This is a genomic window from Streptomyces sp. DF42 (genome assembly GCF_058267695.1).
Window position 1 is genome coordinate 159,502 of the sequence record NZ_CM177859.1, and the last position, 12,071, is coordinate 171,572.

Consider the following 12,071-nt stretch of genomic DNA (forward strand, 5'->3'; position numbering starts at 1 on the left):
GGACCGCACGTCAAGTACCGCCCAACGAAGGCATTCCGGCACGGGAGTGGCGTCGTTTCCGTCGGTTCGTACACTGACCGCAGGCCCGGGCAGGAGGAGGTGCTGGTGGGTGGAAGCGGCCACGAGGGGACGTCCTGAAGGGCTGTTCGTCGGCCTGTGCACGCTGGACGTCATCCAGCTCGTGGACCATGTGCCGGCCTCCGACGAGAAACTCACGGCTCGTGATCAGGTCGTCGCCGCGGGCGGCCCGGCGGCGAACGCGGCAGCGGCCTTCAGCCACCTGGGGGGCTCGGCGAGGCTGCTCACCGCCGTCGGGTCCCATCCGCTGGGACGTGCGGCGACCGCGGACCTGAGCCGGCTGGGCGTGACCGTTTCGGACCTGGCGCCGGACTCCGTCGAGCCGCCCGCCGTGTCCTCCGTTCTGGTGACCGCCTCCAGCGGAGAACGTGCCGTCGCCTCCACCAATGCCACGGGCCACCGGCTCACCCCGCCCTACGATCTCGACGCGTTGGTGGCTGCCTGCGACGTCGTCGAGTTCGACGGCCACCACATGGAACTGGCGCTGTCCGCAGCCCGAGCCGCCCGTACCGCCGGCCGGGTGACCGTCCTGGACGGGGGGAGTTGGAAGGACGGCACCGAGAAGCTGCTGCCGTTCGTCGACGTGGCCGTCTGCTCGGCCGACTTCCACCCGCCCGGCGTGGGAAGCCCGGCGGACACCCTGCGGGTCCTGCGGGAGTACGGCGTCGCCTGGTCGGCCGTCAGCCGGGGAGGGCGGCCCCTCGTGTGGGCGGGTCCCGACGGTGGTGGCACGGTGGAGGTGCCCGGGGTCCGTGTGGCGGACACGCTGGGGGCGGGTGACGTGTTGCACGGGGCACTCGCTCATCACCTCGCCGGTCAGGGCCGGCTGACGGCGGAGGGCTTCGTCGAGGCGCTGCGTGGCGCGGCGGCGGTGGCCTCGCGGGCGTGCACCTCGTTCGGTACCCGGGCCTGGATGCGGGAGGGATGACCGACGACCTGCTCGGTCGTCGAGCGCGACGAGGTCAGGTCAGGCGTCCTCGACCGTCGCGGTGACCGGTGTGCCGATCTCAACCGTGCGGCTGACCGTGCAGAGGCGGTCGTGGGACGTCTTGACCGCCCGGGGAAGGATCGCCCGCGCCCGCTCCGCGCCCTCGCCGTCCGGGAGGACGACGCTGAAGGTGACGTGCAGATCGGTCATCCGGTTGCCCAGCTCGTCATTGATCTTGTTGCCGGACACCCCGAGCGAGAACCTGGTGGGCTCGGCATGGCGACTGACGGCGACGTCCACGTCCACCGCCGTACAGCCTCCGATCGCGGCCAGCAGCAGCTCGACCGGGGTGAACTCGCTCTCCCCCTGCGGATCGGAATCGGAAGCGGTCCCGAAGCCGATCGTGCCGCCGCGGGCGTTCGTGGCGACGAAGTGTCCGGTGCTGGTTCGCTCGACGGTGACGGAGCGCAGGGAGTCTTCGGTCATGCGGACGACATTAGTGCCGTTGTTAATACCGTTCAGTTCGCGGTCCGAGGCCACTTGGCGCAGGAGCGCACCGTGGACCTCGATCTTCAGCAGGTCGATCGCCGCATCGCCGCCGGGTACGGGCCGAGCCGATTCTGCTTGAATTGCGCAGGCGGCGGGCGCCGATCCGGCCGTCGCCCGAACACCACGGAAGGACCGGGGATGACTGACGGATTCGCCGTCGTGGTCAGTGCCCGCAGCCTGCGCTCCGACGACTGGCGCCCGGTCCGCTTCCCTCATCCGTGGACCGCGGAGGGCGTCACCGTCGAGGCCGAATTCACCGGGGCGCACCTGCTGCATCTGGCCGCCGCCGGCTGTGTGCGCAACGACCTGTACCGCGAGGCCGCCGGCTCGGGCATCGTGCTCGACGGTGTGCGCGTCAGTGCGGCCGGCGGGTTCGACACGGAGAACTGGGCCTCGACCGGCATCAGTTACTCGGTCGTGCCGGACTCGGCCGCACCTGCCGCCGAACTGGAGCGGCTGGTGGACCCGTTCACGCCCGGAGTGGAGCCGCAAGGGTTGCCGATCATGGGCACCGGGCATCACGAGTGGGCAGGACCGGCCGCGCAGGAGATGCCGCGGCCCCGGTGGGCGGACTGGCCGCGGGGAAGCCGGGTGTCCTAGGAGGGGAGTGATCCGCCATGCGTGCGCACAGGCGTACCCATGGACGTTCCGTGCGAGTGGAGTACCTGCTGCTCGACGAGGCTGCGTCGGCACGTCGGGCACGAGGGCTCGCTTCGAAGTTTCTGGCGTGCTCCCGGCTGCGGACGGCGCAGGTGGAGGCCGAGCAGATCGACGACGTGAAACTCGTGGTCTCGGAGCTGGTCGCCAACGCCACCCGGCACGGCCGCAGCGCCTGCCGTCTGCGGTTGCAGGTGTCCGAGGAGCGGGTGACCGTCGAGGTCTACGACGAAAGCCCGCTCCCGCCTCGTGTACGGCCGTTCACCGCCGACGGTGAGAGCGGCCGGGGGCTGGCCATGGTGCGGTGCCTGGCACAGCATCTGGACGTCACGTCGGTCACCGGGGGCGGCAAGCGGGTGCGCGCGGTCCTGGCTCTCTCCGGCTAGCCACGCCGTCAGGCGGCCGGGGTGTCCAGCGGCCGCAGTTCGTCCGCGTACGAGACGGAGAGGCGGCGCATCAGGCCGTCCTCGGAGATGTCGTACTGGCCCAGGCGCCACAGTGGCGGCGAGTAGGCGTGGATCGAGACGGCGTCGTCGGTCGCGCCGGTGAGCCGGTGGATGTGTTCGGGGCCGAAGCAGAAGGACTCGCCGGTCTTGAAGGTGACGCGGTGGTGGCTGCCGCCGATACGTGGCGTGGACTCGTTGAGTTGGCCCTGTACGACGGCGACGGCGCCCCCGGACGTGTCGTGGTCGTGCCAGCCGGTGTCGTTCTGGCGGGTCCAGCACAGCAGCCAGATGTCGACGTATTCGTCGCGGTGCAGGGACGCGTAGTGCCGCCGGCTGTCGGAGAAGGCCACGTGCCCACGCCAGAGGTCCGGGTGGGCCGCCAGGTCCGTCACGAGCGCCTGGAGTTCGCGCTTGTGGAGGGTTCGCTCGGGCAGGGACTCGTACGTCATGAGTGGCTCCTTTCAGGGCTGCGTGGGCACGGGGGCCGGGATTCGGGTGCGGCCGTGCAGCAGGCGGGCGGGGTTGGCGGTGCGCAGCGCGTGGAGGGCGGCGTCCGCGCCGAGGTCGGGGAGGGCGGGCGGTGCGTAGGGGCGGTCGCTGCCGCTGACGATCACGTCGATGCCGGCGGTCCGGACGAGTGCGTCGACGGCCCGGGTGCCGTAGGAGGAGGTCTCGTAGAACACGTCGAAGTCGATCTCGCCGCGTCCTCCGCCCCGGGCGGCGAGCCGTTCGCCGTGCAGGGGTGCGAGGCCCGCGAGCGCGGCGAAGCAGACGCGCAGTCGCGGGTGCCGAGCGCGGCCGAAGGCGCGGAAGGCGTACCAGGAGGCGTGCATCTGCTGCAGGTACGGGACCAGGGCGGGCCACCACGGTGGGGTCCCGGGGGCGGGCGGGGCCGCGCCGGGATGGACGAACAGGGGCTTGTCGTGGCGGGCGAGGAGGTCGAGAAGGGGGGCGCAGCGGGCCCAGCCCTCGGCGTCGAGGAGTGCTGTGGCGGGTAGTTGGAGGCCCACGCAGCCGCGCCGCAGTTCGCGTTCCACGGTGCCGTGGTCCGGTGCCGACAGGCAGCAGGAGGCCCACACGGCGAAGGGTGCGGGGAGGGCGAGGGCGCCGTCGTGGAACGCGGCCAGCAGCGGGGCGGCTTCGGCGGCCGGCAGGTGTTCGATGCCGAGGGGGCTGGAGAGGGACACCAGGGCCAGGTCGAGACCGTCGGTGGCGGCGAGGCGGGTACGGGCCGCGATGTCGTGGTCGGCCGGGTCGACGGTGTACGGCGGTTCGCCTGTCAGGTGCAGGGTCCAGCCGTCCAGGCAGGGGGGTGTCGTGCGGGCGCGCAGCAGCTCGATGAGGGCAGGCGGCCAGATGTGCTGGTGAACGTCGGTGGGCACGCGGGGCGGTCCTCTGGGCGGGCACGTGGGTGGAACGATTGGTCAAGGTTTGTTAAGCGCTTCACTTATGCGGTTAACTTAACCGCTTAACAAGAGTGCCTGTCAAGGGTTCGGAGATGCGGGGATACTGCGTCCGAGGCCGTCACGCGGCTGCTGACTGGCTCTCGGGGACGTGGGCGGCGGGCCGTGTGCCCCCGACACGCACGCATCCCGGTAGGCTTCGCGGCATGGCCAGGCCCACCAAGCGCACCACCCTCCGGGAGGTGGCCGAGGCCACGGGCCTCTCCACCGCAGCCGTCTCCTATGCCCTGCGCGGCACACACGTCTCCAAGGAGACGGAGGAGCGGGTGCGCAGGGCCGCTGCCGAACTCGGTTACGAGGCCGATCCCATCGCCCGTGCGCTGGCCAGCGGCCGCACCAGCATGGTCGGCGTCCTCGCGGGCGACCTCCAGGACCTGTGGCAGCAGCAGTTGATGGCGGCCATCGGCCGGGAGTTGCTGGCCGGCGACCGGTACGCGCTGATCCTGGACGCGGGAGGTGACCCCGACCGGGAGCTGGTCCTCGCCAAGCAGTTGCGCGACCAGCGGGTCGACGCGCTGCTGGTGTCTCCCGTGGACCCCTCGGCGAAGGGCTGGGCGGCGATCGCCGAGGCACTGCCGGTGGTGGCTGTCGGCGACTCGCTGAGCCGGGCCCGGACGGCCGGCCAGGTCATCTTCGACAACCGGTCGGGCATCGACGCCGTGATGGAGTATCTGCACGGACTCGGCCACCGCCGGGTGACCGTCCTGACACCGACCCGGCCGAGCACACCGGACCGGCCGGCCGACGTCTATGTCGGCGAGGCGGCCGACCGGCTCGGACTGCGGGCCGAACTGGTGCCCTGTCCACAGGAGTTGAGCGAGGCGACGGCGGTGGCGCGGCGCGTCCTGCAGAGCGCGCACTCGCCGACGGCCGTCTTCTGCTTCTCGGACTCGCTGGCGTACGGGGTGTACGCGGCCGCGGCCGAGGACTCGCTGGAGGTGGGCCGGGACGTCTCCGTGGTCGGCTTCGACGACCATCCGGTGTCGCGGGTGCTCACGCCTCCCCTGACCACGGTGGACTGGGGCCTCGGCGAGATCGCGGCGGAGGCGGCGCGGCTGACCGTCGCGGCGATCGAAGGCAAGCGGGTGCGCAAGAAGCGGGTGCTGTGCGCACCGCACATGCGGGAGCGCGGGTCGACCGTGCGGCTCTGAACTCGGGTTGAACTGAAGATGGACTCACCCGGCATGACCGTCTCACACCCGTATCTGCGCTACGTCGCGATCGGCGACAGTCTGACGGAGGGCATAGGCGACCCCGGCCCGGCGGGCGGGCACCGCGGATGGGCCGACCGGTTCGCCGAGATCCTCGCGCAGGCGCAGCCGGGACTCAGCTACGGCAATCTCGCCGTGCGCGGCAAGACCAGCACGCAGATCAGGACCGATCAGCTCGGCCCCTCCCTCGCGCTGGGGCCGGACCTGGTGACGGTGACGGCGGGCATGAACGATGTCGTACGGCCGCGCTACGACCCCGAGTCGGTCGCCGCCAACATCGAGGAGACGTTCGCGCGGCTGACCGCGGCGGGTGCTCGTGTCGCCACCATGACCTTCCCGGACCTGGGCAAGGTCTCGCCGGTCGCGCGACGGGTGCGGCCGCGGATCCTCGACCTCAACGAGCGGGTGCGCGTCATCGCGGCGCGACACGGCGTCGCCGTGCTGGACGTCTTCCCGCACCCGTTCACCGCCGACCCTCGTCTGTGGAGCGACGACCGGCTGCACGCCGGCCCGATCGGGCACGCACGGATCGCCGCCGGCATGGCCCACACGTTCGGCCTGCCCGGCTACGACGACTGGACCGAACCGCTGCCTCCGCGCTCCCCCGTCACCGCCCGGCAGGCGTTCGGGGCCGATGTGCGCTGGGCCATGGACCATGTCGGCCCCTGGCTGTGGCGGCGACTGCGGGGCCATGTGCCGGGTGACGGTTTCACGGCGAAACGGCCCGTCCCCGGCCCGGTGACGGCACAGCACGCGGGCTGAACGCTCTGTCGGGATCAGCGGGGTCCGGTGAAGCGGTCGTGCCGATCCCGGACGTCAGTGTCCGCAGCTCCCCCACCGCCGCCCCCGGCGGGTCCTGCGCTGCGGGGCCACGGAGCGAGCGGATCAGTCACACGACACCGAACACCCTCACATCGCGACAAAGCCCCCAGGCACCCACACCGCGCACCGGGACGCGCCCCGCAGGAGGTGTTCCACGGCGCTCACTCCTCCCGGTCGTAGCAGGGGTCGAGAGCGGCGACCTTCGGGACGGTCTCCATAGGCCACGCCCCAGTCGGCCATGGCGCAGTCAGGATCCGCCGCGGCGGCTGCCTCGAAACAGCGAACGGCCTCTTCGCGACGGAAGGCGGAGGTCCAGTTCAGTCCACGGTCGAACCACGGCTGCGCCTCGGAGGACGATGTCGTCACGCGCCGACCCTGACTGCCGAGGTCGTAGTAGTTCGTCAATCACGAAATACCGCACATCGACCGTAACGCACAACCCCACCCCCGGCCGCGAGCGGACGCAACGCAAAGGAATTGCATGGTCTAGACCAAGAAGGGATTTGGTCTAGTCCAAAGCATGGACGTCGTCACCGGACCGCAGGAAGCTGAGGCACTCCCCCACCCCACCGGAGGCACACCGTGACACGTCTTCGCGCATGTCTGGGCGCAGCAGCCGCCGTCGGACTCACCGCCGCGGGCACCACAGCCCTGGTAGCAGGCAGCGCCTCGGGCGCGACGAACGCGCTCGACAACCGCTGGTACGCGGCGGCCCCCTACCTGATGCCGCTCGACAACGACCCGCCCGACCCGGCCGCCATCATGGACGCCACGGGCCTCAAGGCCTTCCAGCTCGCCTTCGTCCTCGCCCCCAACGGCGGCGGATGCTCGCCCACTTGGGGCGGTACCGCCCCGGTCTCCTCGGACACCGCCGTCCAGTCCGTCATCAACACCATCCGCGGCAGGGGCGGTGACGTGTCCGTCTCCATCGGCGGATACGGGGGCACCAAGCTCGGTCAGACATGCTCGGACGCGGCGGCGACGGCAGCGGCGTACCAGCAGGTCATCACCAAGTACGGCCTCCACGCGATCGACTTCGACCTGGAGGAACCGGAGTACGAGAACACGGCGGCGATCAAGAACGAGATCGGCGCGGCCAAGATACTCCAGCAGAACAACCCCGGCCTGTATGTTTCCGTGACCACGGCCGGCACGGCCGACGGAACCGGCTGGTTCGGCAAGCAGATGCTGCTGGAGGCGAAGTCACAGGGCTTCACACCGAACAACTTCTCCATCATGCCTTTCGACGGCGGCTTCAACGGCGCGGCGTCGCAGACGAGCGCGCTCACCAACTTCAACTCCGTCCTCCAGTCGACGTTCGGCTGGGACCAGGCCACGGCCTACGCCCATGAGGGCTTCTCCGGGATGAACGGGCGCAGTGACACCGGCGAGATGTTCAGCCAGGCCGACTTCCAGACCGTGCTGGACTACGCCACCGGTCACCACATGGACCGCTTCACCTTCTGGTCCCTGAACCGTGACCGCCAGTGCTCTCCGGTCGACAACGGCGGGCGTACCTCCGGCACCTGCTCCAGCGTGGCGCAGAACTCCTGGGACTTCGCCAAGTACTCGGTGAAGTTCGCGGGCGCCACACCGCCGTCCTCGACGCCCACACCCACGCCCACTCCCACACCGACGCCCAACGGGTGCAGGACGGCGTGGAGTTCGAGCGCGGTCTACACCGCCGGAAACGAGGCCTCGTACAACAAGCACAACTGGAAGGCCAAGTGGTGGACCCAGAACGAGGCGCCGGCCGCCTCCGACTGGGGGCCCTGGCAGGACGAGGGGGCTTGCTGACAGCCACAGGGCGGCGCCGGCCATGGCCGGCGCCGCCATATTACTGAAACGTAACCTTCCGGGAACTACCGCGGGTAACACCGCGGTCGGTACGGTCCTGACACTTCGTCTAAGAGTGCCGTCCGGGGGGTTCGCCGTGCCTGTCTCCACCCGTCTGCTGGCCGTCGCCGTCAGCACCGCCGCGTGTCTCGGCGTCAGCTCCCTGCCGGCCACGGCAGCTCAGCCGGCCGGTCCCGTGGTCTCCCGCGGTGTGACGATCCCCGCGTTCTACACCCCGCCCGCCGACCTGCCCTCGGCCGACGGCGCCCTGGTGCGCAGCGAACCCCTTCCCCTCGCGCTGAGCCTGCCGGGCATCGACGGGCCGCTGCCCGGCACGGCCACCCGCCTGATGTACAAGTCCACCGACTCGGGCGGCCGTCCGGTGGCGGTCACCGGCGCCTACATCGAACCGGCCGCCGTGTGGAAGGGCAGCGGAGCACGGCCTCTGGTCGCCGTGGCGCCCGGCACCACGGGTCAGGGCGACCAGTGCGCGGCCTCCCTCGGGCTGCAGCACCCGCTCCGGTTCAACGGCCAGACGGTCTCGGTCGGTTACGAGGACCTGGCCGTCTACCGCCTGCTCGCCAAGGGAATCGCCGTCGTCGTCACCGACTACCCGGGCCTGGGTGCGACCGACCGGCTGCACACCTACGTCAACCGGGTCGACGAGGGCCACGCCGTCCTCGATGCCGTCCGTGCGGCACGCTCCCTGCCAGGAACCTCGATCACCTCCGGTTCGCGCGTGGCTCTGTTCGGCTACAGCCAGGGCGGCGGCGCGACCGCCGCGGCCGCCGAACTGCAGCCCTCCTACGCTCCCGACGTCACCCTCGCCGGAACGTACTCGGGCGCCCCGCCGGCCGACCTGACGGAGGTCACCAAGGCCATCGACGGCAGCGACCTGGCCGGTGCGCTGGGCTGGTCGGTCAACGGTTTCCTGCAGTCCGACCCCGCCCTCCGGCCGATCGCGGACGCCCACCTCAACGCGGCGGGGCGGGCTGCTCTCAAGGACCTGTCGACGATGTGCGTGGGCGACGCGCTGCTCGCCTACAACTCGGTGCACAGCACCGGCTGGACCACGGACGGGCGGTCCGTCAGCGACATCATCCAGTCCGAGCCGGCACTGAAGGCCTTCCTGGACGAGCAGCGGATCGGCACGATGAAACCCGCGTCACCGGTGCGGGTCGCCACCGGCATCAGCGACGACCTCGTGCCCCACGCGCAGGCGCGCCGCCTCGCCGTCGCCTGGTGCGCGAAGGGCGCCGACGTCACCTACCAGCCCGTGATCCTGCCCGACCTGGGACGCGCTCTGATCAACCACTTCGCCCCACTGCTCACCGACCAGGGCGACGCGATCTCCTGGCTCACCGATCGGCTCAACGCCCGTCCCGCCACCTCCAACTGCTCCGGCCTGCCGCTCCTGCCCTGACCCGCCCGCGGCGCCGGCCCTGCTACAGGTGGACGGCGCCGTCCGCGGCGTACGCCTGGGCGACCAGCCCCTCGGCGCCCTGTTCCGGCCGCAGCAGGTGGGCGACGATCGCGGTCGTCGCGCGGTGCCAGTCGGCGCTGCGGCGGAGCATCGCATGGTCGCCGCCCCTGACCACCACCATGCCCGCCTGGGCTCCGGCCTCCCGGGCCCGCCGTACGTAGTCGGCGGATTCGGCGGGAGGGGTCACACGGTCGTGGTCACCGTGCACGACCACCAGCCCTACGCCGCCGAGATGACGGGCGGAGTCCACGGGCGGGCACCAGGGCGCCAGCGCCAGCACGCCGCGCACGAGCGGGTGGGCCGCGGCTCGCAGGGCCGCCCTGGCTCCCATCGAGTGCCCGACGAGGACCGTGGGTACGGCTCCCGCCAACCGCCGCAGTTCGTCGAGCGCCCGCAGGGCGTCGTCAGCGGGGTCACCGGTGTTCCAGCCCCGGTGCCGGTAACGGACCTGCCCGAGCAGGGTGTCCGGGGGTGAGTCCGCGGCGGCGGCCCGCAGAACCGGGCGCATGCGGAGCGCGGCGAGTTGCCAGGGGCGCGCCGTCCGGCGGCTCAGCTCCAGGCCTCCGTGCAGTGTCATGATCGCCGCGGCCGCCGCCGCGGGCGGCGCGTGGCGCACGATCAGCGCGGACTCGTTCCGCTGCACTACCCCACCATTCCTCACGCGTACGGCACCTCTCCACTCCGAAGGCCTCATCCTCCCCCGAAGACCCGGGGCGTCGCCGCGAGGGGCGCACGCAGGAGATCAGTGAGCCCTGTACGCGCCGCCGGGCGGGTGAGGAAAATGCGCCGTGTCGGTGGTCTCCTGACCGGGACGCCCTGTGCCTCAGCTCCAACTCGTCAAGAAAGCAGGTCGGCTCCTGTGCTGCTACGTCTGCCCGAATCCGTGTCCGAAGCGCAGGAGTGCATCGCCGAAGGAGCCGTAGCCGTCGGCGGGGCGACGCTGATCTGGGCCGGCTGGCAACGTGACGGATTCCCCGAGCGGGCCATGTCGCTGCGCAACGTGCCGGAGGCCAATGTCATCGCGCGCGGGGCGCTCGGCGCCGCGGTGGTGCTGAGCCGGATCGACGAGCGCGTGCCCGAGGTGCTGCACCGTGCGGCCGCCGGGGTCGGAACGGGAGCCGTGCGCCGCACGGCGACGGTCGGCGGCAACCTGGTCGGCAGCACGCTGCGCTGTCTGCTGCCGGCCGCGCTGGTGCTGGACGCCCGGGGGACCGTGCTCGACCGGGACCGGGTCTTCGAGACCGACCTGGCCGAGGTGGTGGCCAAGCACCACCTCCTGCTCGGCCTCCACTGGCGTGAACCGCTCGTCAGCAGCTATCGCAAGCTGTCCGTCGAGGCGGGCGGAGCGCCGCCGCTCGTCGTCGCCGCCGCGGTGCACGCCCGCGACGACGGACTCGACCGCCTCCACGTCGCCGTTCGGGACGGCTACGACGTACTCACGGACGACGTCCCCTGCCGCTCGGGCGCCGGCGGCGACCAGGCGATCAGCGCTCTGGGCGACACGTCCCTCGGCACGCTCCGTCCCGCGGAGTGGGACGCCGTACGTGAACACGTCGTCCAGCTCCTGGCCCGCCCTGTCGGTCGGTGAGGCCCTTCACGTCCAGTACCCAGGCCGCCTCCGGGGGGCGGCCGACAACCAACTCTCCACAGTCGTACAGGAGTTGCAGGACCTGCAGGAGTCGCCTCACTCCGCCGTCTTGCGCGCCAGCGCGTTGTTGTCCAGCGAGTTGTGCACGCTGAAGCTCACGGCGTCCGAGCGGTAGCGGTCGTCCGACCGCTCCACGGGGCGTCCTTCGCGGGTGGTCGTGACGCGCCGGACGCGGAGCAACGGGCTGGTGCGGCGGATGCCGAGAAGGCCGGCGTCCTGCGCGCCGGCCGCGACCGCGTCGATGACGTGCTCGCCGTAGGCGAAGACGAGACCCGTGTCCTCGAAGAGCTGCTGGGTGACGGAGGCGGTGTCCGGGTCGATCGCCTCGACGGCCGGCGAGATCCAGTCGGCGTAGACCGTGCGCTCGACCAGGACCGGCTCGCCGTCCAGGCCACGCACCCGCAGGACGTGCAACACCGGTGCTCCCTCGCGTAATTGAAGGCGGGCGGCGTCCTGTGCGGTGGCCGGCAGATACTCCTGCGACACCACGTGCCCCGTCGCCTGCCGGCCCATGGCGCGGGCCCACTGGGCGAAGCTGCGCAGCTCGGCGAAGCTCTGGCTGCGGCGACTCGCGAGGACGACACGGCGGGCGCCCTGCCGGGAGCCGATGAGGCCCTCGGCCGTCAGGGCCGCGACGGCCTGGCGGACGGTGCCACGCGAGACGCCGTAGTGCGCGGCGAGTTCGGTCTCGGCGGGCAGCCTGCTGCCGACCGCGTACTCCTCGCGGTCGATCGCCCTCCGCAGTTCGCCGGCGATCTCCTCGTGTCGCGTCGACACCGTTCCCCTCCGAGTCAGTAACTGTGCACAGCGTGACCAGCGTAATCGAGATCGTGGAGTGATCGTGCCTACCCTCGATTGTGCAGGGAGTCGGGGGTCGGAATTTCTACGGTGTTTACGAGCGCGTCACCACAGGCAGCATTACTGAGGCCAACTTGTTCAGACAAGTTCTC

General features: G+C 71.3%; 13 protein-coding genes and 1 pseudogene. 8 read left to right on the top strand and 6 right to left on the bottom strand.

Annotation, left to right across the window (positions count from 1 at the left end; genetic code table 11):
* Positions 1 to 109 precede the first annotated feature (109 nt).
* Positions 110 to 1,006, top strand: coding sequence for a PfkB family carbohydrate kinase (locus ACYUED_RS00800; RefSeq protein ID WP_491290395.1), 897 nt, complete (start codon positions 110 to 112; stop codon positions 1,004 to 1,006).
* Positions 1,007 to 1,045: 39 nt separating this feature from the next.
* Here the strand turns inward: ACYUED_RS00800 and ACYUED_RS00805 are convergent, their stop codons facing one another.
* The gene (locus ACYUED_RS00805) at positions 1,046 to 1,492 is read right to left on the bottom strand and encodes an OsmC family protein (RefSeq protein ID WP_491290396.1); all 447 of its coding nucleotides are present in this window, start codon (positions 1,490 to 1,492) and stop codon (positions 1,046 to 1,048) included.
* Positions 1,493 to 1,693: 201 nt separating this feature from the next.
* On the opposite strand from ACYUED_RS00805, the gene ACYUED_RS00810 reads away from it, so the two are divergent.
* Entirely contained in the window at positions 1,694 to 2,155 is a 462-nt protein-coding gene (locus ACYUED_RS00810; RefSeq protein WP_491290397.1) for a hypothetical protein, read from the top strand.
* Positions 2,156 to 2,205: 50 nt separating this feature from the next.
* Positions 2,206 to 2,598, top strand: coding sequence for an ATP-binding protein (locus ACYUED_RS00815; RefSeq protein ID WP_491290398.1), 393 nt, complete (start codon positions 2,206 to 2,208; stop codon positions 2,596 to 2,598).
* An 8-nt stretch (positions 2,599 to 2,606) separates the two neighbouring features.
* Here ACYUED_RS00815 and ACYUED_RS00820 read toward each other — a convergent pair whose 3' ends face one another.
* Entirely contained in the window at positions 2,607 to 3,107 is a 501-nt protein-coding gene (locus ACYUED_RS00820; RefSeq protein WP_491290399.1) for a cysteine dioxygenase, read from the bottom strand.
* A gap of 12 nt (positions 3,108 to 3,119) precedes the next feature.
* Entirely contained in the window at positions 3,120 to 4,040 is a 921-nt protein-coding gene (locus tag ACYUED_RS00825; RefSeq protein ID WP_491290400.1) for an amidohydrolase family protein, read from the bottom strand.
* A gap of 227 nt (positions 4,041 to 4,267) precedes the next feature.
* Here ACYUED_RS00825 and ACYUED_RS00830 point away from each other — a divergent pair, with 227 nt between their 5' ends.
* A complete protein-coding gene (locus ACYUED_RS00830; RefSeq protein ID WP_491290401.1) occupies positions 4,268 to 5,272 on the top strand; it encodes a LacI family DNA-binding transcriptional regulator in 1,005 nt (334 codons plus the stop codon).
* Between the two features lie 33 nt (positions 5,273 to 5,305).
* Positions 5,306 to 6,094 (top strand): SGNH/GDSL hydrolase family protein, encoded by a 789-nt coding sequence (locus ACYUED_RS00835; RefSeq protein WP_491290402.1) that lies wholly within the window; start codon positions 5,306 to 5,308, stop codon positions 6,092 to 6,094.
* 264 nt (positions 6,095 to 6,358) lie between these two features.
* Here the strand turns inward: ACYUED_RS00835 and ACYUED_RS00840 are convergent.
* Positions 6,359 to 6,559: pseudogene (locus ACYUED_RS00840) on the bottom strand (hypothetical protein); the annotation flags it as partial.
* Positions 6,560 to 6,736: 177 nt separating this feature from the next.
* Between ACYUED_RS00840 and ACYUED_RS00845 the strand changes: the two are divergent.
* Both ACYUED_RS00845 and ACYUED_RS00850 read left to right on the top strand, forming a co-directional pair.
* Positions 6,737 to 7,951 (top strand): carbohydrate-binding protein, encoded by a 1,215-nt coding sequence (locus tag ACYUED_RS00845; protein ID WP_491290403.1) that lies wholly within the window; start codon positions 6,737 to 6,739, stop codon positions 7,949 to 7,951.
* Between the two features lie 136 nt (positions 7,952 to 8,087).
* Positions 8,088 to 9,413 (top strand): lipase family protein, encoded by a 1,326-nt coding sequence (locus tag ACYUED_RS00850; protein ID WP_491290404.1) that lies wholly within the window; start codon positions 8,088 to 8,090, stop codon positions 9,411 to 9,413.
* 22 nt (positions 9,414 to 9,435) lie between these two features.
* Here ACYUED_RS00850 and ACYUED_RS00855 read toward each other — a convergent pair whose 3' ends face one another.
* Positions 9,436 to 10,116 carry an alpha/beta hydrolase family protein gene (locus ACYUED_RS00855; RefSeq protein WP_491290405.1) on the bottom strand — a complete coding sequence of 227 codons (681 nt, stop codon included), beginning with the start codon at positions 10,114 to 10,116 and terminating at the stop codon, positions 9,436 to 9,438.
* 216 nt (positions 10,117 to 10,332) lie between these two features.
* On the opposite strand from ACYUED_RS00855, the gene ACYUED_RS00860 reads away from it, so the two are divergent.
* Positions 10,333 to 11,061: an FAD binding domain-containing protein gene (locus ACYUED_RS00860; RefSeq protein ID WP_491290406.1), complete on the top strand. Its 729-nt coding sequence runs from the start codon at positions 10,333 to 10,335 to the stop codon at positions 11,059 to 11,061.
* A 96-nt stretch (positions 11,062 to 11,157) separates the two neighbouring features.
* Here ACYUED_RS00860 and ACYUED_RS00865 read toward each other — a convergent pair whose 3' ends face one another.
* Positions 11,158 to 11,898 carry a GntR family transcriptional regulator gene (locus tag ACYUED_RS00865; RefSeq protein WP_491290407.1) on the bottom strand — a complete coding sequence of 247 codons (741 nt, stop codon included), beginning with the start codon at positions 11,896 to 11,898 and terminating at the stop codon, positions 11,158 to 11,160.
* Positions 11,899 to 12,071 lie beyond the last annotated feature (173 nt).